Annotated in this window: 28 protein-coding genes; 25 read left to right on the top strand and 3 right to left on the bottom strand. The window is 49.9% G+C overall.

All coding sequences use genetic code 11. From position 1 onward, the window contains the following. Positions 1 to 99: 99 nt before the first annotated feature. The 16 genes from ispD (at position 100) to CCUR_RS07585 (ending at position 13,646) form a co-directional block, all read left to right on the top strand. Positions 100 to 969, top strand: coding sequence for a 2-C-methyl-D-erythritol 4-phosphate cytidylyltransferase (ispD, locus tag CCUR_RS06565; RefSeq protein ID WP_015778862.1), 870 nt, complete (start codon positions 100 to 102; stop codon positions 967 to 969). Beyond that, positions 966 to 1,460 carry a 2-C-methyl-D-erythritol 2,4-cyclodiphosphate synthase gene (gene ispF / locus CCUR_RS06560; RefSeq protein WP_015778861.1) on the top strand — a complete coding sequence of 165 codons (495 nt, stop codon included), beginning with the start codon at positions 966 to 968 and terminating at the stop codon, positions 1,458 to 1,460. The genes ispD and ispF overlap by 4 nt, the downstream gene beginning before the upstream one ends. A 9-nt stretch (positions 1,461 to 1,469) precedes the next feature. Continuing rightward, entirely contained in the window at positions 1,470 to 2,969 is a 1,500-nt protein-coding gene (gene cysS / locus CCUR_RS06555; protein ID WP_015778860.1) for a cysteine--tRNA ligase, read from the top strand. Between the two features lie 157 nt (positions 2,970 to 3,126). Next, the gene (cpaB, locus tag CCUR_RS06550) at positions 3,127 to 3,759 is read left to right on the top strand and encodes a Flp pilus assembly protein CpaB (protein WP_015778859.1); all 633 of its coding nucleotides are present in this window, start codon (positions 3,127 to 3,129) and stop codon (positions 3,757 to 3,759) included. Then, entirely contained in the window at positions 3,759 to 5,384 is a 1,626-nt protein-coding gene (locus CCUR_RS07335) for a CpaE/TadZ family protein (RefSeq protein WP_015778858.1), read from the top strand. The genes cpaB and CCUR_RS07335 overlap by 1 nt, the downstream gene beginning before the upstream one ends. Beyond that, positions 5,381 to 6,697, top strand: coding sequence for a TadA family conjugal transfer-associated ATPase (locus tag CCUR_RS06540; protein ID WP_015778857.1), 1,317 nt, complete (start codon positions 5,381 to 5,383; stop codon positions 6,695 to 6,697). Before CCUR_RS07335 ends, CCUR_RS06540 begins: the two co-directional genes overlap by 4 nt. Next, positions 6,667 to 7,632, top strand: a complete 966-nt coding sequence (locus CCUR_RS07330) for a type II secretion system F family protein (RefSeq protein ID WP_015778856.1) — start codon at positions 6,667 to 6,669, stop codon at positions 7,630 to 7,632. Before CCUR_RS06540 ends, CCUR_RS07330 begins: the two co-directional genes overlap by 31 nt. Next, a complete protein-coding gene (locus tag CCUR_RS06530) occupies positions 7,632 to 8,552 on the top strand; it encodes a type II secretion system F family protein (RefSeq protein WP_015778855.1) in 921 nt (306 codons plus the stop codon). Before CCUR_RS07330 ends, CCUR_RS06530 begins: the two co-directional genes overlap by 1 nt. 25 nt (positions 8,553 to 8,577) lie before the next feature. Then, positions 8,578 to 8,793 carry a class III signal peptide-containing protein gene (locus tag CCUR_RS07655; RefSeq protein ID WP_015778854.1) on the top strand — a complete coding sequence of 72 codons (216 nt, stop codon included), beginning with the start codon at positions 8,578 to 8,580 and terminating at the stop codon, positions 8,791 to 8,793. Further along, a complete protein-coding gene (locus CCUR_RS06520; protein WP_245526095.1) occupies positions 8,762 to 9,016 on the top strand; it encodes a hypothetical protein in 255 nt (84 codons plus the stop codon). The genes CCUR_RS07655 and CCUR_RS06520 overlap by 32 nt, the downstream gene beginning before the upstream one ends. Continuing rightward, positions 9,000 to 9,506, top strand: a complete 507-nt coding sequence (locus CCUR_RS06515; RefSeq protein WP_015778852.1) for a TadE/TadG family type IV pilus assembly protein — start codon at positions 9,000 to 9,002, stop codon at positions 9,504 to 9,506. The genes CCUR_RS06520 and CCUR_RS06515 overlap by 17 nt, the downstream gene beginning before the upstream one ends. Then, the gene (locus CCUR_RS06510) at positions 9,503 to 11,716 is read left to right on the top strand and encodes a pilus assembly protein TadG-related protein (RefSeq protein WP_015778851.1); all 2,214 of its coding nucleotides are present in this window, start codon (positions 9,503 to 9,505) and stop codon (positions 11,714 to 11,716) included. The genes CCUR_RS06515 and CCUR_RS06510 overlap by 4 nt, the downstream gene beginning before the upstream one ends. Beyond that, positions 11,707 to 12,255, top strand: a complete 549-nt coding sequence (locus CCUR_RS06505; RefSeq protein WP_143711824.1) for a hypothetical protein — start codon at positions 11,707 to 11,709, stop codon at positions 12,253 to 12,255. Before CCUR_RS06510 ends, CCUR_RS06505 begins: the two co-directional genes overlap by 10 nt. An 8-nt stretch (positions 12,256 to 12,263) precedes the next feature. Next, entirely contained in the window at positions 12,264 to 12,827 is a 564-nt protein-coding gene (locus CCUR_RS06500; protein ID WP_169302072.1) for a hypothetical protein, read from the top strand. Between the two features lies 1 nt (position 12,828). Then, positions 12,829 to 13,293, top strand: coding sequence for a DUF192 domain-containing protein (locus tag CCUR_RS07325; protein WP_049754305.1), 465 nt, complete (start codon positions 12,829 to 12,831; stop codon positions 13,291 to 13,293). Next, positions 13,290 to 13,646, top strand: coding sequence for a hypothetical protein (locus CCUR_RS07585; protein ID WP_015778847.1), 357 nt, complete (start codon positions 13,290 to 13,292; stop codon positions 13,644 to 13,646). Before CCUR_RS07325 ends, CCUR_RS07585 begins: the two co-directional genes overlap by 4 nt. Before the next feature lie 91 nt (positions 13,647 to 13,737). Here CCUR_RS07585 and CCUR_RS06485 read toward each other — a convergent pair whose 3' ends face one another. Continuing rightward, positions 13,738 to 14,085 (bottom strand): winged helix-turn-helix domain-containing protein, encoded by a 348-nt coding sequence (locus tag CCUR_RS06485; RefSeq protein ID WP_015778846.1) that lies wholly within the window; start codon positions 14,083 to 14,085, stop codon positions 13,738 to 13,740. Between the two features lie 188 nt (positions 14,086 to 14,273). Next, complete coding sequence (gene thrC / locus CCUR_RS06480) at positions 14,274 to 15,824, bottom strand: threonine synthase (protein ID WP_015778845.1); 1,551 nt, start codon at positions 15,822 to 15,824, stop codon at positions 14,274 to 14,276. Positions 15,825 to 16,071: 247 nt separating this feature from the next. On the opposite strand from thrC, the gene CCUR_RS07565 reads away from it, so the two are divergent. From CCUR_RS07565 to CCUR_RS06445, 7 genes are all read left to right on the top strand, one after another. Next, positions 16,072 to 16,347, top strand: a complete 276-nt coding sequence (locus CCUR_RS07565) for a type II toxin-antitoxin system Phd/YefM family antitoxin (RefSeq protein WP_015778844.1) — start codon at positions 16,072 to 16,074, stop codon at positions 16,345 to 16,347. Continuing rightward, complete coding sequence (locus CCUR_RS06470) at positions 16,331 to 16,678, top strand: type II toxin-antitoxin system PemK/MazF family toxin (protein ID WP_015778843.1); 348 nt, start codon at positions 16,331 to 16,333, stop codon at positions 16,676 to 16,678. Before CCUR_RS07565 ends, CCUR_RS06470 begins: the two co-directional genes overlap by 17 nt. A 677-nt stretch (positions 16,679 to 17,355) precedes the next feature. After that, positions 17,356 to 17,565 carry a FeoA family protein gene (locus CCUR_RS06465; RefSeq protein WP_015778842.1) on the top strand — a complete coding sequence of 70 codons (210 nt, stop codon included), beginning with the start codon at positions 17,356 to 17,358 and terminating at the stop codon, positions 17,563 to 17,565. A gap of 129 nt (positions 17,566 to 17,694) precedes the next feature. Then, positions 17,695 to 17,916, top strand: coding sequence for a FeoA family protein (locus CCUR_RS06460; protein ID WP_015778841.1), 222 nt, complete (start codon positions 17,695 to 17,697; stop codon positions 17,914 to 17,916). 93 nt (positions 17,917 to 18,009) lie between these two features. Next, the gene (gene feoB, locus CCUR_RS06455) at positions 18,010 to 20,484 is read left to right on the top strand and encodes a ferrous iron transporter B (protein ID WP_015778840.1); all 2,475 of its coding nucleotides are present in this window, start codon (positions 18,010 to 18,012) and stop codon (positions 20,482 to 20,484) included. Between the two features lie 141 nt (positions 20,485 to 20,625). Then, positions 20,626 to 20,820: a FeoB-associated Cys-rich membrane protein gene (locus CCUR_RS06450; RefSeq protein WP_015778839.1), complete on the top strand. Its 195-nt coding sequence runs from the start codon at positions 20,626 to 20,628 to the stop codon at positions 20,818 to 20,820. A 34-nt stretch (positions 20,821 to 20,854) separates the two neighbouring features. Beyond that, positions 20,855 to 21,775, top strand: a complete 921-nt coding sequence (locus CCUR_RS06445) for a helix-turn-helix domain-containing protein (protein ID WP_015778838.1) — start codon at positions 20,855 to 20,857, stop codon at positions 21,773 to 21,775. Between the two features lie 124 nt (positions 21,776 to 21,899). On the opposite strand, the gene CCUR_RS06440 is transcribed toward CCUR_RS06445, so the two are convergent. After that, on the bottom strand, positions 21,900 to 22,313 hold the full coding sequence (locus CCUR_RS06440; RefSeq protein WP_015778837.1) for a metal-dependent transcriptional regulator: 414 nt from the start codon (positions 22,311 to 22,313) through the stop codon (positions 21,900 to 21,902). 278 nt (positions 22,314 to 22,591) lie between these two features. Here CCUR_RS06440 and CCUR_RS06435 point away from each other — a divergent pair, with 278 nt between their 5' ends. Next, positions 22,592 to 22,903, top strand: coding sequence for a hypothetical protein (locus CCUR_RS06435; protein WP_015778836.1), 312 nt, complete (start codon positions 22,592 to 22,594; stop codon positions 22,901 to 22,903). Between the two features lie 307 nt (positions 22,904 to 23,210). Continuing rightward, the gene (locus CCUR_RS06430) at positions 23,211 to 25,343 is read left to right on the top strand and encodes a heavy metal translocating P-type ATPase (protein WP_015778835.1); all 2,133 of its coding nucleotides are present in this window, start codon (positions 23,211 to 23,213) and stop codon (positions 25,341 to 25,343) included. Positions 25,344 to 25,370 lie beyond the last annotated feature (27 nt).

Genomic DNA, 25,370 nt, shown 5'->3' with positions numbered 1-25,370 from the left:
CTTTTTCTATATATGCCCTGTTTGGCAGTGAGTATGTCGTATTATGAAACAGTGCAGTAAGCGGCAAAGGTGAATAAGTACTGACAGGAGGCTCGACGGATGAAAGACACCGATGCAATCAGCAAGCGCGCGATGGGTACCGTTGATCCGGTGTTTGCTCCTTCAGCTCTTAAAATATCCGAACAGCTGCTGGGACACCTCGATTTTGATGCCCTCACTAAGAGCCTGAGCGGTCTCGAGGGGAAGGTTGGCGACAATCCAAAGACTGCTGCGATTATCCTTGCAGGTGGCCAGGGAGAGCGGTTTGGTCGCGAAGGTGGCAAGCAGCTGGTAGAAATTGCTGGTAAGCCAGTGCTCACCTGGTCAGCTGAAGCGTTTGATGCAGTGGCTGATATCGGCCTGATCGTTGTGGTTTGTCCGGAAGACCGCCAGGCTGAATACCTTTCCCACGCTATCGACCCGTTCCCATTTGTTACCCCAGTTGTATTGGCGCCGGCAGGGTCGATCCGTCAGGAATCAGCACTTTCAGGTTTAGAATTTGTTCCCGAAGATTTTGAGTTTGTTGTGCTTCATGATGGTGCAAGGCCTCTGATCAGCCCTGACTTAATCGAGCACACGATCAATACCCTGAAGGGTAATTTCGACTCTGATGGTGCGGTGGTTGCTCATCCATCCATTGATACGCTTAAAGTAGTCGAAAACGATGTGATTGTTGGCACGCCCGACCGCACGGTGTTCTGGAACGCTCAGACCCCCCAGGTTTTTCGCGCTGGCATTTATCGCCGAGCACATGCCGCTGCTCTTTCTGATGGCTTTGTGGGAACCGACGATTCATCGCTTATCGAGCGATTGGGTGGCAAGGTTCTCGTGGTCGAAGGTAAGCGCGACAATATTAAGCTAACTGTTCCCGAGGATTATCTTATGCTGGCTGCTGCCGTGCATTCTATCTTGCGAGAGGACGCAAAATGACACATTCGACCGGTCTGCGCATTGGTCTTGGTTTCGATGTCCATGCGCTCGTATCCGATCGCAAACTTATTATCGGCGGCGTTGAGATTCCGTATGAAAAAGGGCTCGCCGGTCATTCCGATGCTGACGTGTTGGCGCATGCGGTGGCCGATGCGGTGTTGGGAGCGGCCCGGGCGGGCGACATTGGGAAGCTCTTTCCCGATACTGATCCTACCTTTGCTGGAGCAGATTCGCTTCAGTTGCTCAGTCAAGTTGCGGCTACGGTACGTTCAGCCGGGTTTTCCATTGTGGATATCGATAGCGTTATTGCCGCTCAAGCGCCGAAGCTTTCACCCTATCGCGACCAAATGCGCGCACGACTGGCGGATGCATTGGGTATTGATATGGAATGCGTAGGTGTCAAAGCGACAACAACCGAGCATCTTGGTTTTGAAGGACGCGGTGAAGGTATTTCAGCTCAAGCGGTTGCCCTGCTTGAAGAACAACGATAAAGGAATACGATGATCAGGATTTATAACACACAAACGCGTAAGAAGGAAGATTTTAAAACCATTGAAGTGGGTCGTGTCCGCATGTATGTATGCGGTCCGACGGTATATAACTACATTCATATTGGTAATGCTCGTACGTTTGTGTCGTTCGACATCGTGCGGCGGTATCTCATGTGGCGCGGATTCGATGTGACGTTTGTGCAAAACGTTACTGACGTTGATGACAAGATTATTAAGCGCGCCGGTGAAGAAGAGTGCGATGCGGCCGAGATCGCTCGCAAGTACACGGATGCGTTCATTGAGGACATGCATGCGATGGGCGTGCTCGATCCTGATAAGCGTCCGCGGGCAACCGAAGAGATTCCTGAAATGATCGAGCTGGTCCAGCGTTTAATCGATACCGGGCATGCCTATGAGGCAGCTGGTGATGTGTATTTCAGCGTGCGGAGTTTCCCTGCGTATGGCCATTTATCTCATCGCGATATTGATGAACTTGAGAGTGGTCATCGCGATCTACGTGCTTCTCATGTGGAGGGCATTGGTGATCGCAAACGGGATCCGCTTGATTTTGCTATTTGGAAGGCTGCTAAACCGGGTGAACCTTCGTGGAAGTCACCTTGGGGGCAAGGTCGTCCCGGCTGGCATATTGAATGCTCTGCAATGTCGCGTAAGTATTTAGGGCTTCCATTCGATGTGCATGGCGGCGGAGCTGATTTGATCTTCCCGCATCACGAAAACGAAACAGCTCAAAGCGAAGCGGCTTGGGGCGAAACATTCACAAATTATTGGATGCACAGCGGGATGTTGCAGATCAATGCTGAAAAAATGAGTAAGTCGCTCGGTAATTTCTTGTTGCTTCGCGATGTTTTAAAGAGTGTTAATCCGCGTTCGTTGCGTATGTTGATGCTCCAGACGCATTACCGCAGTCCCCTCGATTTTAGTGAAGAGCGCTTAACCGAGGCAGCTGCAGCCCTTGCGCGTATTGAAGCGCTGGTAGCTCGCTTGGATTGGGCCATAACGAATGCCGCAGATATTCCGAGCCCCCTTAAGGCAAAAGAGCTGCTTGCCCAGGTACAGCAGACGCGTAATGAATTTATCTACGCAATGGATGACGACTTCAATACAGCTGGTGCGCTCGGAGCTATTTTTACGTTGGTGGGAGACCTTAATACGCAGCTCGGTGACGCAACCGTATCGCGGTCTGATATCCCCGTTCTGCGACAGGCGCGTGAAAGTATCGTTGAACTGATGGGCGTTTTTGGCATTGAAGTGGTTCAGCAGCCTTCTGAGAGTGGCTATCCTGCACAGGTTGTCGATCTTGCTGCTGAACTGGCTGGTTTCGCAGGTACATCGCCTTCTGATGCAGTGGATGCCTTGCTCGGAGCTCGTGCGGCTGCCCGTCAGGCCAAGAACTTTGCCCTTGCCGATGCGGTGCGCGATCGGATGAGCGATCTTGGGTTCACTATCGAAGACACACCGCAGGGTGCCCGCGTTAGCTATCAGGGGTAGTGCAGGGAATCCTCGAGAGGTCTGCTACATATCAGAAAACAAGCCCGATTACGAAGGGGTAATGGCAGAGATAGCTTTCTGCCAGGTTGCGGTCAAGCGAGATTGAAGATGTCGGCAAGGTCGAAGTCTCATGCTTCTTTCAGATGGAAGGAGTTTCATGAGACGCAAAGGCATGCTTGCTATTTCGCTGCTCTGCGGCTTGATCTGTGCGCTCTGCGTGAGTGCGTATCTTCAGGCCGAACAAGCCCGCTTTCAGGCGCAACGTGACGAAGCGCTGTCTCGCTACGGTGGCGATCAGGTACAGGTATGCGTTGCGACGCGTGATATCGCTCCTGGTGAAACATACTCATCAGCCAATGTTGAACTGCGCTCGTGGATTGCAGAACTCTCACCACGCCAGGCGGTGGGCACGGTGGCGGATATCGAAGGCAAGCAAGCAGCGGGGCCGGTATCATCAGGTGAAGTTATCACAACAGTGCGTTGTGCGGACAACACGGCTGCTATCCAGGTACCAGCCGGTAAACAAGCGGTCAGCATTGCCGTCGAAAGTTCCCAAGCCGTGGGTGGTTCGCTTGAGGCGGGGGTGCAGGTATCGGTGTATTCCGCTTCGTCTTCGGGTTCGGTTGCGTATCTCTGCGATGCGCAGGTGCTTGCAGCAGGAACATATTCAGCGGGTCGGATGTGGGTAACACTTGCTGTTGATCCTGCCCAGGTTCAGGAAGTTATCGCCGCTGCGCGGGATTCATCTTCTGTATACCTCACTCTACCTGCGGAAGGGGAGGTACGCTAATGAAGGATAATCAACAAGAAACAGCAACCATCGATACGGCATATCAAGGAGCGATCCTTTGTGCTGAATGCGAAGCGCTTCGTAATCCCATCATGTTGGGCTTGCCCGATGAACAGCTCGATCAGCAGCCGTGGCTTACAACCTTCTCTGATGCTGATGAAGCGCGCCATCAGATTCGGCACTTCCATAATGCGGGCGTGAAGATACCAGTATGGGTGGCAGGAAGCGACCAGGTTGATGCGATTAATCTTGCAGCAGCGCTTTGCAGCGATGGAGTAGCGGCGTCACTCGTATCGTTTAAGGGTACCGGGTCGCTCTATAGTCGCGCTCGCATTGCGGGTATTGAAGAAGTCCTCGGACAACAGGAATTTCTCGAGCGGTTTAGCATATGCAAGCAACGTTTTTCTGCTCGTCAATTGTCGACATCAGAAACGTCAACATCACATCAGCCGATGGTGGGAGTATCGGCGCCATCTGAGCCATTATCAGAAGCGTTATCATCGTCGATAGAGTCAGTACCGACACCAGAAGCATGTTCGGTGCCGATACAGCCAATGCCGGAAGCTACGATGCCGCTTGAGGCAGTACCAAAAGCTACAGCGCCAGCGTCGCTTGGGTCATCATCGAAGGTCACAGTATCATCGCCCAAGCCGACAGGAGAAGCTATAGCGACGTCAACCGGCCGCGCGGAAGAGGCGACAACATCGTTATCTCAGTGCCTTAGTGGACGCAATAGCTCAAATGGTTTTAGTTGTGATCAAGTTGAAAAAGACCAGTTCAACGCTGTATCAAATCCCGCTCAGAAACCGACCACTCTCGTGAGTGGCGCATCTGCTCCATCAAAAGCATTCATTCTTGCGGTTGTTTCAGCCGAAGGCGGATCAGGCAAAAGTGCGGTAGCTGCCCTCGCAGCAATGTATCTTCAATCAAAGGGCTGTCGCACCGTTTTGGTTGATGGTGACTTGCAAGGTGGCGACCTGGGGTATTTAACAGATGAAGCAACTTCAGTTCGTCTCGATGATCTTATTGGGTCGCCAGCTCGTATCGAAGCACTGAAACCGCACGATAAGATTCCCGCTTTAGTAACGGCGCCTGCTCATGTTGAAGTTTCTGAACAAGTGGCACCTCAATTTAAGCAGGTCATTGACCAACTGTCAGAACGTTTTGATGCAGTCGTGGTCAATACAGGGTCAGAATGGGGTGATGTTCAGCTTGACGTTATTGCTGCAGCGTCGCGCACGGTATTTCTGATTGGTCAGCAGCCGTGGAGCCTTAAACGCTGCCGACATGTCTTAGATCTGTGTGCACGCTGTGGGGTGGCATCGCAGTCGTTCCTTTTTGCAGTCAATCACTGCACTCGTCAGGCGCTTTTAACCTCTATTGATGTTTCGTGTGCCTTATCCGGTGCTCATGCGGTTGAACTGCAGGAGGGCGGCAAAGTTGTCTCTGAATATCTTGGCTCGGGCCAACCGTCGGAATTACTTGAAGTGAAGAACGCTTTTGCGCAGAGCGTATTTGCTATGGTTGATGGAATGGCTCCTGCGCTTGCTGGTGGAAATTCAAGCGATCAAGCTGTTCATTCGTTTTCTTTTAATCCGTTTACGCTGCTCAGGAGTCGATCATGACGTTGATGGAGCGTGTGCGTGCTGCGGGCAATGAAACAGAAGCAGCCATTCGACACGAAAGCATTGCCGAACTCAGACGGCGGGTTCAGAATCAGGTCCCACCCGATGTACTCGGTCGCATGCGGGCAGAGAATCCAGCGCGGGCAGAAAATGAGATACGCGCCGCGTGTACGGCAATTTTTGAGGATGCACCATGGCTGATTGATGCTGGTCAAGCGCGCGATCAGGCAATTGAAACATTACTAGACGATGTGTTCGGACTGGGCCCACTTGAATGGATGCTTGCCGATGAATCCATTACCGAAATCATGGTTAATGCGGCGGATACCCTGTATGTAGAACGCGATGGCTTACTTGAATCGCATTCGAACCCCTTTAACGGCAACGATGAGGTGCGAGCTTTAATTGATCGTATTATTGGCCCATTAGGAAGGCGCGTTGACGAAGCGTCTCCTATGGTGAATGCGCGGCTTTCCCAAGGTCATCGGGTCAATGCGATCATACCGCCACTTGCTCCTGATGGACCAGTGCTGACCATCCGTAAATTCCGCGAGCGTATTATCACGCTTGAAGAAATGGTCGAATCGGCCTCAATCGAAGCCTCGGTGCGTTTATATCTTGTGTGGTGTGTGCACGCCAGGCGCAATCTTGCTGTTTCAGGGGGAACAGGAAGCGGCAAGACAACCTTGCTGAATGCGTTGTCCTGCAAGATTGGGCAGGCAGAACGCATTATTACCATCGAGGATTCGCTTGAGTTGCGCTTTACTGATCACCCTCATGTCATACGCCTTGAAGCGCGCCCGGCAAGTATCGAAGGCGCGGGCGAAGTAACTATCCGTGACCTCGTCATTAACGCGCTGCGTATGCGTCCCGATCGTATCATCGTCGGCGAATGTCGTGGTGGCGAGGCGCTCGATATGCTGCAGGCCATGAATACCGGTCACGACGGATCGCTTACAACTCTGCATGCTAATTCACCAGCTGATTGCATCCTGCGCTTAACTACGATGGTGCGTTACGCAGCCGATTTACCGGTAGAAGTTGTTCAGGCTCAGATAGGAAGTGCTATTCAATGCATCGTACAAACTGCGCGCGACAGATCGGGCGTGCGCTTTGTAACTGAAATTGACGAGATTTCCTACGACGGCACAAACCGTTGTTGTCACATGACCGTCGTGTATCAGCGCGCCTTTGCTTCGGTTGGCGGCCAGTGGCTCACTATTCCTGCATGGCTTCTTGAGGCGAGCGATTTGCCAGAGCCAGCTGAAGGAGGTGAAGCGGAATGGATGAATTCACTCTCTTTGCCGGATTAGCGTTCTTTGCATCGTTCGCCAGTGCCGGTCTTGGCGTGTACTGCCTGCTTATAACGTACTATCGCTTTAAGCGCATTGCCTGTGCGTCTACGATATCGGTTTCAGGGGCTTCAGCTATTCTTGCTCGTCGTGGTCTTCGTCCATTTGTGCCGATTGCCCGCGTTATATTGCGTCAGCCTGTCATAGCCCAATACATAGCGAAGCTTTCACTGCCGCTCCGCTGTCGTTTCATTATTGTGCGTGATGAAGCGCTGTGTTCATGCTTAGTTGGTTTCTTTCTTGTTTGTCTTGTGGGTGGTGCGGTGCTGGGAGCACCCCTTATGGGTGCAGCCATTCCAATTGCTATTCTCGCATTGGCTTCCCAGGTAGCATCGCATGCTATTGAGCGGCGCGAAGATGCATTACGTGAGGCTCTTCCTGATGCGGTTTGGTCGATAGGCATTTGCCTTCATGCAGGGTTATCGCAACAGCAAACTTTTAGCCGTCTTGAAGAAGAATCGCACGGACCGCTCAAAGAGGTATTCAGTCGGGTTTCTCAGGCACTTGCAGCGGGGTCTCCCCTTGACGAAGCGCTTGCCTTACTGAAAGGAGACGGGTCGATACGAGAATTGACCTTCGTTGCCACTGCTTTGGAAATACAGCATCAAGCGGGTGGAAGTATGAAACAGGTACTTGAAACAGCTGGTGAAATGCTTGCACACGAAACAAATCTTCGGCGGTCACTTGCGGTTAATACCGCGCAAGCCCGTCTTTCAGCTCGCGTTGTTGTGGCGGTAACGGTGCTACTGGCAGGGGTTCTCTCGGTTTTATCAGATGGGTTCCTTGAAACATTTTTCTCATCGACAGAAGGAATCATCATGCTCGCGGTCGCACTATCTATGCAGGTGGGCGGGATTATGGCGGTACGGAAGATCCTTTCTCGGGAGTCATTCTAATGGACGCATGGGTCTTTTTGGTTATCTCGGTACTTTCAGCAAGCTTTTTTGGCTTTGCTCTGTCGTGGTATGTGTTGGCTATTCGGTTAGCGCATCGTCGGCGCAAGAATCTCCGCTCGTTCGCCATGGGCGCAGCTCCGTCTTACCCTTGGCTTTCACGAGGCAGTACGTCACTTGTTTTATCGCGTTTACGGTTTCATTCGCGATCGGCGCGCTTACGGGAATGTCAAAAGCAAGAGCGATGGTGCCAGCACGATCAAGATCTTGTTCGTAAGGCAGGGCTCCTGTCGGAGGTATCGGCAGCAGGTTGGTCTTATACCCGCCGGGAAGCCATTCTTGTTGGTACAGCTGGAGGGACACTTGTTGGCATGATGGTATCGCTTGAGGTGTCTGCAATAGGTGCACTGGTCGGTGCCTTTTGCGGATGGCGTGCGGTCCCTTGGGCTCTTGGTCGTGAAGTTGTTTTACGGAAAAAGCAGATGGAGCGGCATCTATCTGAAGCGCTATCCATTCTCTGTCTTGGTCTGCGCAGTGGCCTGTCGTTCGATAGAGCGCTTGAAAAATACTGTGCCAGTTTTCCGACCATGCTTGCCTCGGAGTTGTCGGGCGCCCACATGGCTTGGATGACAGGGCTCACAACACGTACTGAAGCGTTACATGCAGTGGCTTCGAAATACGATTCGCCGCTGATCAGACGAGTGATGGATAGCATTGTGCGGTCCATGCGCTTTGGTGCACCACTAGCAGATGCTCTTGACGAATTGGCTGCAGAAGCTCGTTTGGCACGTAAGGCCTTACTTGACGAAGAAGTCATGAAAGCGCCGGTCAAAATGATGATTCCGGTGGGAACGCTCATCCTGCCATCAATGCTGTTGATGGTGCTGGGACCAGTTTTACTTGACCTGGTCGCAGGGCAATAGATTTGGGGAAATGAAAGGGACGGCAATGAAAACAGACAACGTAACAGCTGCTTATCTTAAGGGAAGAACTCTTTTAGTACGGGCTGGGCGGGCACTGCACGATCGGCGCGGACAAGGGACAACCGAATACGCGATTCTTGTCGGCGTTCTTGTGGTGATTGCTATTGTGGCTATCACCCTATTTCGGCCAAAGATTCAGGAGCTGTGGGATGCAATCGCCAATGGTATCAATGGGCTGTAGGGGAACAAAAACCCCTGACAATCGCCGTATCGTGGCCTGTTCAAGGGGACAATCAACGGTTGAATGGGTGCTCGTCATGGCTGCTCTTATTGCAGTAGTTATTGGCTTAGGGTGTCTCTGGCGGCTTGGCGACTCTGGTGCCTTTGTGCAGCATGAACTGTTGTCGGCTCCGAATCATGTTAGTGCTTCGGCGGGTGCTTGGTGCGATGCTTTGGCGTGCTGACAGTGGACAGTCTACGGTTGAAGCAGCATTTCTTATTCCGGTGCTGTTTATGGTCGTCATCGTGCTCGTACAGCCGGGGATCATCCTCTATGACCGGATGGTCATGCGCGCTTCAGCAGCTCAGGCCTGCCGAGTACTTGCCACAGCGGGGCAGGGTGAGACACAAATTGACAGCTGTCGATCGATGGCTGTGCGTCATCTAGGGGCGATTCCACCACACGAGTTGTTTCATGTGCAAACAGCAGGGGACAACTCGTGGGAGGTCGAACTTGAGGGCGATGAAGAGTCTACCGAAGTAGCAGTCACGATACGTAACAAGATCCATCTTTTACCACTTATCGATGTGGCTTGTCGGACTCTTCATATCACCAGTGAAGATGACTTCTTTTCGTTCGAAGTTACTGAAACTGCACGTACCCGACCGGCATGGCTCCAGAGCGGATCGCCACAAGAGTGGGTACAAGGACGTGAGAGGAGGGAACACGAATGAGCAAGCGGATTTTTAGCAAATGGACGCCGAATGAGAATAAAAATAAGAGCAAGACGGGATCCTCTGGCGCGTGCCGCCCCTTCTTTCGTTCTGATGGTGGATTTTCCACGGTGGGAATGGTTATCGCTCTTTTACTAACTCTTTCGCTTATCTTTTCTGCTGCTCAGGTGCATCGTATACAGTCAATTTCGTCCGAGGTGCAGAATGTCGCTGATGCAGCAGCTCTTGCGGCTGAGAATCAAGTGGCTTCGTTTTATGTCGTGATTCAGGTTTGTGACGCAGCGGTATTATCACTTTCTTTAACCGGTCTCATTATGGCAGGGGCAGGAGCCGTTGCGCTGTGCGTTCCCGCTTGTCAGCCGATTGCGGCGACGCTCATAGAAGCGGCAGATAAAGTCATCCGCATGCGCGATACGTTTGCAGAATCTGCTACGCGTGGCCTGAACGCCCTTCAGGCATTCCTTCCTTTTATCGCTGCAGCTCAGTCTGCATCCGTTGCATCAGCTAACAGCACCTCTCACGCAACCTATCTTGGAATGGCTCTTTTGCTTCCCTTAGAAGGAAAAGAGCTTACGTACCCATCCCTTACAGGAGCCCATGAGGCACTTGAGACACTGCATTCAAAAGGGGAAGAAATAGCTTCTACTGCCGAGGAAGCAGAGGAAGCGTCCCGCGAGGCCAACGAGCATAAGATGCGAGCGTTTATGGCTGACTGCGGTAATGAACCCGGGTATTGTATGAGCGAACGTGCGCGGAGTCTTGCTTCTATGGCTGGTGGAGAGAACCCACTGTTTTCCCAGGTAGATAACTGGTCATTTTCAGTTCCCCTTGCACGGGCACGAGCCTATTATGGACGTCGCGCGCTTGCAGAAGCGCCTCATTCATCTTCCGTTGATGAACAACAGAACTCTGTCCTGCGTAAACAATTTTATGAATATGCATCAGGGGAGCTTGCGCGCGGATATGTAGTGGAAAAAGAGGATTCCTTCGAATCCTATTTTCCACTGCTGCCTAAAAATACTGACGAAATGCGGCAAAGTAGTTTATATCAACAAGCAGTTTATCCGGTTACGGTTGATGAACATGGAATACGCTATCTGCACGCATGGGACGGGTGTCCGGGCATCGCAGAGTGTGGGCACTTGGCGGGGTACGCTTCACTGCAACAGTTCGAAGCAGAGGGAATGTCCCCGTGTCCCTTCTGCCGCTTTTCTCCTGTGAGCCTTGGTGAAGTGGCGGCAGCATCTACTTCGATCGAAAATGGCTTTGAGCACCACTATCGTATTGTGGCTGAAGAGGCGCGCTTATACCAGAAAGCACGAGAGAGGCTCGAGCCAGCAATGAAGCAGGTCAAAGAACCAGTTGGGTCCATACTTGATAATCTTGAGAATGCCATGAAGGCTGCCACTACTACGCGGCTTGATGATGCGTTCCCACCAGGTGCGTATGGGGCTCTTGCCCTTGTGGTAAATACCAAGGTTAATACTCTCGATAATCTTGCACCGGTAGCATTTTTTAGCAGCGATTCTTCGCTTGGTCCTTCTGCCGCGCTTTCGGGTGCTACGTTAGCTCAGGATCAATCGACTCCTTCAGGAGAAGTCGTCGATTCACTGCTGGATGGATTCATGGGGGACTCTTCAGACGTCGCTGCCTTTTTGCCGCACGAGGTGCTCAAGTTATGGGGCACCGCACTGCGCTTCTATACCCAGGGGTTTAATGCGCTGGATGAAGGCATGAAGTCAGTGCTGGGTTCAATTCCAATTGCTTCCCAAAGTGGGCTGGGAGATTGGGCGTCAAAGCGCTTTCATTCAGCGGCTGATGCTGTCGGTTTACAGTCAGCTGATACGGCGGCATGGAAACCTGTGACAGTGAACTCTTGGCATGTTGCTCAGGCGGATCCTCATGCGCCTGCTTCTGATGCGCTTTTGCGTGCCAAGCATCTGGTTACCCATCTCTCGTCCAATTCTTCTGCGCCCCTTTCCGACATCGTTGATGCTTCTGCTGCGGTGGTCGAAGAGGAGATCGACGGTATTGGGACAGTGCGTATTGCTGAAATATCTCTTGGTGATGAACAAGGGCCATCGATACCGATAGAAATTGCCTTGCCGTCAGGGGTAAAGGATGCAGGCAAAGATTTTCTCGGGAGGGCGCGTGATGCGCTTAAATCATTAACGACATCACCAAGTCAGGTGGTGAAGCCATGGAGTTGAGAAAGCAGTTCAGAAGAAGTCAACAAGCGACTTTTCGAATGGCACTTCAACAAATGAACCAGGTTAGGATAAGGGATATTCAGCACGGTATTCAGTGGCCTGCAAATAGAGTGTTGCTCTGCAATCGAGTGGGCCAGATGACCATTGAAGCAGTGGTCACCCTTCCAGTGCTTATAACGGTTGCAATCATAGCGATCAATGTGTTGATGTTTCTGGGTGATTGTGCTGCTTTTGATCGTTTGTCGCGCGATGCTGTGCGCAGCGTGGCAACGGTTCCCTCTTATCACGAGACATCTCAGGATACTGCTGCCCAAATTGAGAATGACCTGAATCAATCGTTTGCGAGCAACCATACAGCGGTACATGTCTTGGTCGAAGGACGGAGTCCTGGATATCTTTCATACATTGCCGTATTGGAGTTTCGTCCATCACTGTTTGGTCATGCACTCAACAGCACTATTTTTGGTGTATCGCTTCCTTCAGTTGAGCATCGCGCCACATTGACGATCGACCCTTATAAACCGGGAGCAATTATATGAGTGCGCAGATGAAACGGTTCATCGCAGCGCTTGCTATGGTGGGTACCCTTTTTGCGGTACTGCTTGGTATTCATGCGGTTCAGAGTGTCAACAAGGGTGCATCAATTGTATCCAGCAGCACAAATGAAGTCGCTGAAGAGCAGAAAGAAGATCACGCTCAAAACCAAGAACCACCACTCTCTACTAAGTGGATGCTCGATCAAATGTCTCAAGATGAAAGCGAGACAGTGCTGTTCAGGGCATTTGAGCAAGCAGGAGGTGCGCCGGTTCGTTGGGAAGAACTTCCTGCAGGGTTTGCTGATGAGTTCTTTGAACCAGGCGATATCGATGCCTATCAGGTTGCTTCTTTGGATGCTGGAGTTGGGCTTCTCTGTGGTGGCGATCCGCAGCAGCAGGAAAAACGCGTCAAAGCGCTTCTGACAGAAAAGGGCTGGACTGCTATTGAGTCTCCATCCAAAGGAACAATGGGGAGTGCTTGGGTAAAGCAAGGGGGCCAGTGGCAATGGGCTTTTGTGAGTGCTCAGCAATCAGGGAAGACAACATGCATCACCGTTTTATTTTGGAGGTATTAATATGAGGATGAAGAGAGGTATACGCATTGCTTCTACCTGGCCTGATCGTGTCAAAGGGCTGCTTGGCGCTGACCCGAGTGCAGAAATACTGCTTCTGACACCCTGTCGAAGCATTCATACCTTTGGTATGGGATTTTCCATCGATGTAGCGTTTATCGATCGTGAGGGTGTGGTACTGCGCGCTAAGCGGTCGGTGCCATCGTGTCGTATGCTCAAACAGGCCGATGCATATGCAGTTCTCGAGCGTTGTAGTCTACCACGTGCACGATGGTTTCAACGGGGTGATCGCATTGGCATTGACACGTTTCTATCGTCAGCAGGTTCTATTACGCGTGCGCCATGCCAAAAGCGCATCGACAAAGTTCAAGCGCGCAGGGCGGACCCCGTTACGCGGGGGTTTCGCGGCATGAACCATCACCAAAGCACGCAACACCGCAGAAGTAAGAGGGAAGGGGAATCACAATGAAGGTTTGTCCAACTTGTCAGTCGCGCTGTTTCGATGATATGGCAGTTTGTTACGGATGCTTGCATCGATTTACCGAAAAGTCAGTTGAAGACGGCCTGCGAGAGCAGCCGAGTATAGACACCGAAGACTTTATTGATGTTGATGAGGGCGCGGTAGAGTCATTGGATCACCAGGAGCTTTGTTCAGCAACGAGGCCGTTACCTCGAGCGCGTGTATCTCAAAAGGCGAGAGGGGAAGGGATTCAGCTGACTATTACTATCGAAATGCCTGGTCTTGGTACTTCTCTACAGACACAAACCGTGCAGACAAATGAGAGGAGTGGAGCACCACTCTCTTCTGTGGTTGTTGGATAAGAGCGGCTGCCCATACAAACACAACTACACCGATACGTAGAACATAGTTCCACGTATCGGTGTAGTGTTAAAACGAAGCAAGAACGAGTGTTTAAGATGAGGCAAGAAGGTTAGCTGTTTTGCGAGACGCTGTGTCTATAACCGTTGATCTAACCTTGTCATAGGCATCAAGTAAGGTTAAGCAATCAGCAGTAAGAGTACTGCCATGAGCTCCATCGCGAACAAGCAGCTGGACTCCCAAAGCAGCTTCCGTTTCTTTCAGTACGCGCCAGGCTTTGCTGTAGGCCATGCCCATGCTTTTAGCAGCAGCATTAAGCGACCCTGTTTCTTGGACACCACGACACAGAGCCATAACACCTGGTCCAAATACCGGCCCATGGCTTTCATCGGGGTTGACAAAAGAAAGCTTAACGCTCGGTTTAAGATGTTCGACGCTCACTGTGCGCCTCCTATCAGTAAGTATGTCAATGGAAAGATTATATCGATTCAAAGACAGACGAGATATTTCTTAGTGTTAATGGACAGCGAGGGGAGAAGAAACGTTACGAAACGTTACGAAACATAACGTATATGGAGATATATGAGGATGCCAGCGAGACTTCTCCGCCATATTGAGTGACCTGAGATTTACTGAATCGAAGAAAGAAACAGTGAAATAGCCTCTTCGACAGCGGATTTATCAGAGTCAATAACGGTGGTGAAACGTGCCTTCATCGTATCCAGGGAGGCTAATCCTGCAGGGATGGGTCCACATCCGGTTTCCTGGGAAATCAGGTCGTTAAGTTCGCAGTCGGTTAGCTGTTCTACTTCACGGGGCAGACTATCTGACACCGTAAGCTCATGGAGTGCTCGGTAGACGCTCCCGCCAAATTTGGCCCAGTGTGCTGTGCTGGCGACAAGAACAGGATTGTCCGAACGAAGACGTTCAGCGACTTTGCAGGCAACTGCCGTATGGGGATCGATAAGGTATCCATGTGCATCAAAGGTTTCCTTAATGGTTCTTAAGCACTCATCGTTGGAGACGGAGTCGCTTGCAAACTCAGCACGAAGCCGCGTAAAGGTATGGGGATCAATACGGAAACATCCCTTTTCAGCAAGATCTTTCATCCAATATGAGATAGCAGAACCATCACGCCCAGTGAGTTCGAATAGCTGCCGTTCCAAATTGGATGACACAAGGATATCCATAGAGGGACTTGGCGTAAGTATAAACGGACGATCGACGATGGTGTAGGTGCCGGTATTGATGAAGTCGGTCAGCACGCGATTCTCGTTGCTGGCGCAGAGAAGACGTTCGATAGGTGCACCAATTTTTTTGGCATACCATGCTGCGAGAATATTGCCAAAGTTTCCTGTTGGAACGCAGATGTCGATGGCTTGGCCCGCCTCAATCGTTGAGCTGCGGACGAGTTGGGCATAGCTTGAGAGGTAATAAACCACTTGAGGGAGTAGCCGCCCCCAGTTGATGGAGTTAGCGCTTGACAGAGCAACGCCATATTCCGTTTTGAGCTTACAGGCGAAATCAGAGTCGTTAAAGATACGCTTAGCGCTCGTTTGGCAATTATCGAAATTACCTCTCACCGCCCAAACTACTACATTGTCGCCCGATTGCGTAATCATTTGCTTGCGCTGGATGTCACTTACGCCACCATCAGGATAGAGCACACCAATAGAGACGCCATTTCGGTTAGCAAATCCTTCAAGTGCAGCCTTTCCGGTGTCACCTGAGGTCGCCACGAGAATCATGAATTCAGTGTCAATGTTCCCTTCAGCGCGAAGCACTTCGGCGCTTGCTTCAAAAAACAGGGGAAGGCACTGAAGTGCCATATCTTTAAAAGCGCTTGTGGGCCCATGCCACAATTCAAGTACATGGGTCTTTTCATCAAGCGAGGTAATGGGACAAATGTCTTCAGTATCGAAGTTATCGCTATAGGCTTTTTGCATAAGGGATTCGATTTGCTCAGCAGAAAGATCGATATCAAAGGCGCGATATATCCGCGCCGCACGCTGCGCATACGGAATATCAGCGAGCGCAACAATTTCTTCCAAGGAAAGCTGGGGGATGTGTTCGGGTACAAACAAGCCGCCTCCATCGGCAAGTCCTTTGACGACTGCTTGAGTAAAGGGGATCGGTTCAACAGTGCTGTTTCTCGTGTCGATATAACGGTTAGTGGTCATGTGGCCTTCCTTAGGGTCTCTGCACTGCGAACAGGGTCAGTATACTATGCCCCTTATATCTCTTATTTTCGCAGAGGATTGCAATCACTTTACAAAGTTTAACGATCGATGTTTAAACTCGGCGAAACCTGCGCTTTACCAGTTTCTATGGGAGAAGAACACGGTTTAATCTTCCAAAGAGATCATATAAAGAGCGTTAATTAATGCTATAATTATGTACATAAAGGTACTGGGAAAGGATGTCATTATGGATGAGCTCACTGCAACGGTGGCTGAAACTCGAGCACATTTTTCGCATATAGCTTCTGAGGTAAATAAATCTGGAAAGCCTGTCACCGTATTCAGAAATTCAAAACCGTGGGTTGTTATTGCGCCTATCTCATCAGGGTATGGTGATCATATTCCCTATGTTGACTGGTCAAAGCAGGATTACGTACCTATGGATCCAAAGACGCACAAAACGACCCTTCCTGCAGAATGGAATGATCCTGAAGACGAAGGCCTTTATGATGATCTCGTCTAAGCCAAGTATTGGAGACATCTGGTTAGCATGGGTTGAATTTGCAGATCATCCCAATGTAGGAAAAGTTAGACCTGTAGTAGTTATCGATGTCCAGAACGATACCTGTACGGTTGTTGCGGCCAAGATTACTTCTAAGAATCTCGAGGTAGACAGTTCAGGAAAATGTATCCCCATACTTGATTGGGCGACCTATGGCTTAAGGCGGCCTTCCTATATAAGGCTTGATCAAAAACTTGAACTATCATTTGAAAAGCTTCTGAGAGATGCGCCAATAGGGCGCCTATCAAGAATATATCTGGATGTTATATCTGATGCCCTAAACAACCTTTAGTCTGAGATCTCGTTTTGTTTCCATTGCATGTTCTTTCCTTAGAGGAGCTGATTCTCATTAATAAATAAAGTCCTTATAACAGGCGTAAAAGCACCATTATGGCTGCGATAGAGAGTCGTTTCTCGTTGGTTTATGGATGAAGGCTAAGTGTTTGGATAGCTTCGTAATCGAAACGTACAAAGGGTCGAAAAATTTTTTAAAATAAAAAGTGAAATATAGTTGACTTTAAGTTAGGAATACCTAACATATACTTTACCGAAACGGTTATGGGTTCTTGTTCCCACAGTAAAAGATTATTTTGCTCGAAGAGTTGGAATGGACAAATCGTTTCCGCCGCAAGGCGATTAACAAGTTAACTCGAAGGCCCCATGCACACCTCCTTCTCGTCTGCTATATCGCATGAGGGTCCCGAGCGGGTTCCGAAGCTTCTCCCGGGACCCGCTCTTTTTTACCAGTTGCATTACGAAGACCTAAGTTGCATTTTGGCAAGTATTTCCAACTTCCCCTTAATGTTTTCAATAAGAAAAATATGAAAGAACTTTCTTATTTTGATTGACACTCAATTAGCTATGTCTAACATGTTCCTGGAGAGTTAGCAGGACCTAACGTTAAGAATGCCATTTTAAATAAGGTGGATCAACGGTGAGGCTGCCAATTTCAGAGCGAAAGGAGCATGAATGATACTGGCGACGGCCGAACTCGGTAGAGACTATCTTATTCATGCAATAACCGGCGAGGGTGATACACGCTTGCACCTGGAGGGTCTTGGCTTTGTGCCAGGTGCCCGTGTCAAGGTGGTATCACGCATTGGGGGCAACCTCATTGTAAACGTCAAGGGTTCTCGCGTTGCTCTGGATCGCAAACTTGCGCAGTGCGTGATGGTTTAGCGCTCTCAGAGAAGCTTGTGCACGCTCGCAGGGTCTTTAGCAGAATATAAGAGAGTATTGCTGCAGGTCATAGCGAACGTGCGCATTCTGTCGATTAGCAGGAGTGATTATTGCGAGGGAGGGAAAGAAATGGCAACACTCGATATAGCAAAGCCCGGTCAGACCGTTGTGGTCGCTAAGCTTGTTGGCGAAGGCGCCACAAAACGTCGCATCATGGACATGGGTATCACCAAAGGCACTTCGGTATATGTGCGTAAGGTTGCTCCACTGGGAGATCCAGTTGAAGTAACTGTTCGCGGCTATGAGCTGTCCTTGCGTAAAAGCGAAGCTGAGCATGTAGAGATCGTTTAGACGATCACCTGTGCTACTGCTGGCCAATTTTGCAGCTTTATTTTAGGTCAATAGTTAACAATAGCTAACTATTGTAGTATCATGGAGGTATCAATGGAACTGAACGTGGCGTTGGTGGGCAATCCTAATTGTGGGAAAACCACCTTATTTAACGCCCTCACCGGTGCAAACCAGTACGTAGGTAACTGGCCTGGTGTAACCGTTGAGAAGAAAACTGGTAAGTTGAAAGGCCATTCAGATGTGACCATCGTTGACTTGCCGGGTATTTACTCGCTTTCACCGTATACGCTTGAAGAAGTGGTGGCGCGCGATTATTTAATCGATGGGAAGCCTGATGCGATAATCAATATCGTCGACGGAAGCAACCTAGAGCGCAACCTTTACTTAAGCACGCAGGTGATCGAGCTTGGCATACCTACCATCATGGCCGTGAACATGATGGACGTTGTAGAAAAGGAAGGCGATAGCATTGATCTGCAGGCGCTTTCTGAAAAAATGGGTTGTCCGGTTGTCGCTATCTCAGCCCTTAAGAATACCGGTATCACCGAAGCGGTCGAGAAGGTTCTTGAAGTAGCACAAGCTAAACAGGCTCCTGTTCGCAAACACCAGTTTGCCGATGAAGTTGAGCAGGCACTAACCAAGATCGAAGATCTTTTACCTGCCGATGTTTCGGCTGGTGCGAAGCGTTTCTTTGCTGTGAAGCTGTTTGAACGTGACAGCAAGATAGAATCTCATCTGAGTGCAAAACCCGCTGTCGAAGACATCATTAAAACGCTTGAGAAATCTATGGACGACGATGCTGAGAGCATCATTGTTAATGAGCGTTATTCTTATATTACCAGTATTATTGATCGGTGCGTTACCTGTAAAAACACAGGTGGCATGAGTGTTTCTGACAAAATTGACCAGGTTGTAACCAACCGTTTCTTAGCTCTGCCTATTTTCGTTGTCATTATGTTCTTTGTGTATTGGGTGTCGGTAAGCGCCTTGGGCACGAACCTCACTGACTGGATCAATGATGGCCTTTTTGGTGATGGTTGGTATATCGGTGCAGGTCAAGATGAATACAGTGAAGTGCATGACCCATATGAACAGGCGCAGAATGAGATTAAAGCATTCAATAAAGCTGCTGCTGAGTATGGCTTAGAAGCGCCTGAAGCTCCTGGTGATGATGCGAGCGATGCCGATAAGGCCGCATATGAAGACGACCTTGATGAGTTTATTCAGCAGGCACGTGATGCAGGTATTTCGATTGACTACGATGCCTACGATCAGGATGCCGGCGAAAACGAAGTCGTGACGGTCGACGCCGACGAATATGCCGATGCTGTTGCACTTGAAGAACCCGATCCAACTGAATATGGCTTCTGGGTGCCGGGTGTGTCAGCTCTGCTTGGCGACGCCATGAAAGCTGGTCATGTTGACGAGCAAGTTCAGAGCTTAGTAACCGACGGTATTATTCCTGGTGTCAGTTCTGTACTGAGCTTCTTGCCGCAGTTGATTCTTCTGTTCCTGTTCCTCGCATTCCTTGAAGGTTGCGGGTACATGGCGCGTGTTGCCTTTATTCTTGACCGTGTGTTCCGTCGTTTCGGCCTGTCGGGCAAGAGCTTTATTCCGATGCTTATCGGTACTGGCTGCGGCGTGCCGGGTGTTATGGCGTCGCGTACGATCGAGAATGAAAACGATCGTCATATGACGGTTATGACCACGACGTTCATGCCGTGCTCAGCTAAGCTTCCTATTATTGCGCTTATTGCTGGTGCCGTATTCGGCGGCGTATGGTGGGTTGCCCCAAGCGCCTACTTCTTGGGAATAGCCTCGATTCTCGTATCAGGTATTATCCTGAAGAAGACAAAGCCTTTTGCTGGCAAAGCAGCTCCGTTTGTTATGGAATTGCCGGCTTATCACTGGCCAACACCAGGTTCAATCCTACGTAGTATGGGTGAGCGTTGCTGGTCATTCATCAGAAAAGCTGGCACGATCATCTTGGCTGCAGCTATCGTGATTTGGTTCCTTTCGGGTTACGGATTTACTGATGGTGCATTCGGGCCAGTTGACGACCAGGCTATGAGCTTACTAGCCATGTTTGGTAACGCGATTGCGTGGATCTTTACGCCGCAAGGCTTCAATGATTGGCAGGCAGCAGCGGCTACCATTACAGGTTTGATTGCCAAGGAGAACGTCATCAGTACTTTTGGTATTTTGTACGCTGGTGGTGCTGGCTGGTACGCCAATGTGCAGGCGGCTTATGCTCCTGCAATGGGTTACGCATTCTTGGCCTTTAACCTGTTGTGTGCTCCGTGCTTTGCTGCCATGGGCGCTATTCGTAAGGAAATGGGCGGTGGTAAGTGGTTCTGGGCGGCCATCGGTTATGAGTGCGGTTTCGCATACGTAATCTCGATGCTCATTTACCAGTTTGCTGGTTTGGTTCTGGGCGAGGTTTCGTTCAATGTATTCACTATTGTCGCTATTGCGGTAGCAGCTGCGATGATTTATCTGCTTGTTCGCCCAAACAAGTACGAGAGCGAAAAAGTGCGCTTATCTGTCAATGAAAAGGATGCGTCATAGTTGATGCATCTTGGGGCGGTCGGGTTTTGCCCGACCGCCCCTTTATCCATCTGGTTTCATACCTGTAACAAGATGGAATTTCCCCTGTCGCTAAGAGTAATTTTTGATGGCAGACAGGTTAAGAAAGTAAGGTAATACGTCATGGAACTGAATGTAGGAACAATTCTTACGCTGGCGATTATTTTGATCGCCCTTATTCCGACGATTCGTCGCTTGGTGGGTCGTGGACCGCGCGGGTGCGACGGATGCGACGGTGCCTGCAATGGGTGTGATGTTGCCGATAAAATGGTTGCCGATATGGAAAAGGCTGATGAAAGGGCGCAGAGGCGTCAATGAAAGCGGCTCAGAAAAATAAAGGTGGATTGCACGCATGATAGAGGCTGCCTTTCGACCTGTGCGCCCGTTTTATGGAGCGCGATCGATAGAGCTTTTTCCGGGTGTCGTTCTTTACGTCGTCAATATGCTGCCTGTTGCACAAGCTTCGGGCAAGCAGAATGCTGTTACTTTGCCACATGCAGGCGAAACAACATCGATTGCTTACTGTGGGAGAGGGCTTGCGCACTGTCGGTTTTCTCGTAGGCACAATACAACGGTCCATGCTGGAAGTACGGTAGCGCTGCACTCCAATTCAGAACAGCAAGCATCTGTTACTCTCGAGAACTTTCGTGGCGTGGTTGTTTCATGTGAGGCGCGTGCTTATAACGAAGCTGATGGCTGCCTATCTCGCTTTGGTGTTACTGGGGTAGCCATGGCAAGCCTTGTTGCTCCTAAAGATTCCTGTTGTCATCTTGAAACGGGTACCGCGATAGCTCATATTGCAGCTGAAATAGAAAATATGGCTCGCGAAGGAGATGTGGAGTACTGTCGTCTTAAAGCAATTGAATTGTTGCTCGTGGCTTTGCGCGCTTCACGTCAGCAGGGCCTGCTCAGTGCTGATGCAAGCATGCAAGCGCGTCGACTGCGTATTGCGCTGCGCGCTCAAGAGGTTATGATGCGTGACCTCACGCGGGCTTTAACCATTTCTGAGGTTGCACAAGAATGTGGAGCATCAGCGACGGTGCTCAAAGAAGCTTTTAAAGAAGCATTTGGCATTCCTTTGTATTCCTGGTATCGCTTGTACCGCATGCAACGTGCTGGCGATCTTCTTCTGGAGCGCGGAGGCGTTTCAATTGCGAGTATTGCCGCTGAAGTCGGCTACGCAAACCCGTCAAAGTTCTCCCATGCGTTTACGGCTTGCATGGGTATGACACCGCGCCTTTGGCGACAGCGCGCGAATCCAGCGGAAACCTAATTCTCGGGGTATCTTTATCGGGGGATAACATATTGGTGCAGTTTTAGCGGCAGATACCAGGCGGTAGGCGAGGGTTTAAAGGCACTTTGTTCTCTACCTTCTGCCCCTCGCTTTCAGGACAAGTTTACTTTGTTTCTGACTCGTCCTCTTCTTGAGGAGCGTCTTTAAGGGCATCAGCGAAATATACTTTAAGGCATTTAAAGGTTTCATCGCTGATATAGTGCTCGATGCGACAGGCGTCATGGACGGCCACATCGGGGGAAACGCCGATCAATTGGAATATTTGATTGAGCACCGTATGGCGTTCATAAATGCTTTGTGCTATTTTCTCGCCATGCTCCGACAGAATGATAGAGCCGTTTGCTGCTGCGCTAATCAGCCCCTCTTTTTTGAGCTTTCCCATCCATTCACTAATGGTTGGTTTTGAGAAACCCATCTCTGCAGCAATATCGACAGCACGCACATTGTCGCTTCGTTGCTGCAGTAGATAGATGGTTTCGAGATACATTTCAGCGGATTCATGTAAGACAAGGGACATAAGCGTATCCTTCCCAATTCGGTTTTACTATTGTAGCTAAAACAATGGAGAGTTAGCCTCACCTTCCTTTAAAAGTGAAAAGAAGTAAGGAATTACTGTCAAAAATAAAAAGAGGAAGGTTAGGTTTTCCAACCTTATGTGGATTATTTCGCATATGGTCCTTTTGGATTGTTCTCGTCTTTTTGGAGTGGAATAACGACGGCGCCGCTTGGATACTCAGTTGTGGCGAAAGCAAGGTATGCAATGTACATGTAATTATCTTTGAAAGGGGTCTGACTATGGGTTGGGCAAAAATCGGCTTATTTGCAGGTGGCATGGTTGCGTCAGCAGTCATCCAAGCGGCATCGAAAAGCGCGACGGTGCGTAAGGGCGTCGTGAAAGGTGTGGCGTCAGCCATGGCTGCAAACGATAGTCTTCAGACAGCAACGCAGAGCATTATTGATGATGCACAGGACCTCCGTGCTGAAGCTGATCGCAAGCGTCGCATTGAAGCAGCGGTTCGTCAGCGCATGGATGAAGTTGAACAAGAAGCTCGCGAAGAAGCAACCGCGCAAATCGACGGTAAGACTACATCCAAAAAAGGAAAGTAATTCTACCTGAAACAGGCTGCTGTAGTGCAGAGAGACGCGCCTAGCCGTATTGGCTGGGCGCGTCGTTATTCGTTTTACTGTTATTTACTACTAATTGTCTTTTGTAACCAAAACTATTATTTACAGTTGGTATTGTGTAGGCAATTGTTACCTGTAGTTGATATTGCCTGTGGTTACATCGCCTTTTACAGTTGATGTTGCTTGAGGTTAAACCCCGTAGTTGGAGCATTTAACGGTACGCGTTGTTTATAGACGTACTACTGGTAACCGATGAGAGTTGAGTGGGTTTAAAGAAGGGGATTAATTCATGATCTATCGCGTCATGCAAGATATTCCGGGTCGTTTACGCTTACGTTGTGGTGCTGCGTTATTTACCACTGTTGAGGCATATGGTGTGGCGGCTGCCCTGCGTCAGATCGAGGGCGTTGATAACGCACAGGTGCGCAGTGCGAATGGCAGCGTGTTGATTGAATATGACCCTGTACATTCTGTCGTGCGCGATCAAGCTCTTGCGCTCGTTAATGGGCTCGATATGTATGACCTGCCTGTGGCTGAAGCGGATGCGAACGAGGACATGGCTCATGAGAATAACGAATTTGCCCGGGCTCTTGTAATTGCGGTCGGTGGGTATATTACCAGGCGGTTTTTGATGCCACCACCATTTGCAACAGCATTCACACTTATTCGAGCAGCTGGGTTTATCTTAAAGGGCTTGCGTGATTTGCTTTCCGGTAAGTTGACAGTTGAGGTGCTTGATGCAACAGCCATTACGGTATCTCTGCTGCAGCGTCAGTTCGCACAGGCAGGCGGCATTATGTTTCTGCTGTCGATATCCGACATGATGCAGCAGCATGTGAATGCACGTACTCGTATTGCACTTGAAAACAGTCTTCTTGTACGTGGCGACACGGTATGGGTAGTTGACGATGACGGATCTGAACGTGAACACCGTCTAGAGACGGTTCAAATTGGACAACTTATTCGTATCCGTACTGGATTTTCGGTGCCGGTTGACGCAACAGTCGTTGAAGGTGAAGGTGAAGTGAACGAAGCTTCGATGACTGGCGAATCCATTTTGGTTCATAAGCGTGAAGGCTCAACATTGTTTGCAGGAACTGCAGTTGAGGATGGCTCAATGATTGTGCGGGTCAACGCGCTTCCGGGCCACACTCGTATTGATCGTATTGTTGCGCTTGTGCAAGAGTCATCTGAACTTAAGGCGTCAGCTCAGAGCCGTGCTGAGCGTTTGGCTGATAGACTTGTTCCATTTAATTTATTTGCATTCGTCGCTATGTTAGCCCTTACAGGTGGAAACTTGGTACGTGCTTCAAGCACTCTCATGGTGGATTACTCATGTGCAATTAAGCTTTCGACGCCTGTTGCAGTAATGTCTGCGATGCGGGAAGCTTCTAATCGCGGTGCTGTGGTTAAGGGTGGCAAATACCTTGAAGCACTCGATGCTGCTGACGTGGTTGTATTTGATAAAACGGGTACGTTGACCGAAGCGTCTCCACAGGTTGAAAAAATTATCTGTATGGATGGCGAAAATGAGGACCATGTCCTTAAGATTGCTGCCTGCCTTGAAGAGCATTTCCCTCACAGTCTAGCTCGTGCAATTGTTAGAGCCGCCAGCGATGCGGGACTTCATCATGAAAAAGAACTTCATACCGAAGTTGAATACGTTGTTGCACACGGTATTGCTTCGACAGTTGGGGGAAAATCGGCACGCATTGGTAGTGCTCACTTTATCTTTGAAGATGAAGGAACACCCTGTCCTGAAGGTTTATTTGAACGACTAGAAGCCGAGGCTCCTGCTTCGTCTACTGTATTTTTAGCTATTGATGGTACTTTGCGCGGCGTGCTATGTATTACCGACCCTTTGCGTTCTGAGGCGGCTGATGCGGTAGCGCAGTTGCGTGCGTCAGGCATTCAGAGGGTGGTTATGCTGACAGGTGATGCTGAGTTGTGTGCGCGACAAATTGCTAAACAAGTTGGTATCGATGAATATCATGCACAGGTATTGCCTGAAGATAAAGCGAGCTATGTTGAGCGTCTTAAAGAAGAAGGACACACGGTCATTATGGTTGGCGATGGCATTAATGATTCGCCGGCGCTTGCTTCAGCGAACGTATCAGTTGCCTTAAGTGACGCTAGCGATGTGGCTCGTGCGGTAGCTGATGTGACAGTGCTTGACGCTTCGCTGGAGTCATTGGTGATGCTTCGTCGGCTTTCACGTGGATTGATGAAGCGTATTCATAGCGACTATCAATTTATTGTTGGGTTCAACACCACGCTTATTGCATTGGGTGTGGCCGGCGTACTTACCCCTGCGATTACCTCAACGCTGCATAATCTTTCAACGGTGGGAGTAACCGCACATAACACGACCTCTTTGTTGCCAGCGGCATCTTTACCTGAATCTGATGCGGAAATTTTCTAAACGCTGTAAGTCAGAGCAAGGTACACT

Origin of the sequence: Cryptobacterium curtum DSM 15641 (assembly GCF_000023845.1) — a bacterium.
GTDB classification, from domain to species: Bacteria; Actinomycetota; Coriobacteriia; order Coriobacteriales; family Eggerthellaceae; genus Cryptobacterium; species Cryptobacterium curtum.
The sequence above is the reverse complement of the archived record's forward strand: the minus strand, read 5'-3'. Positions and strand labels throughout refer to the sequence as shown.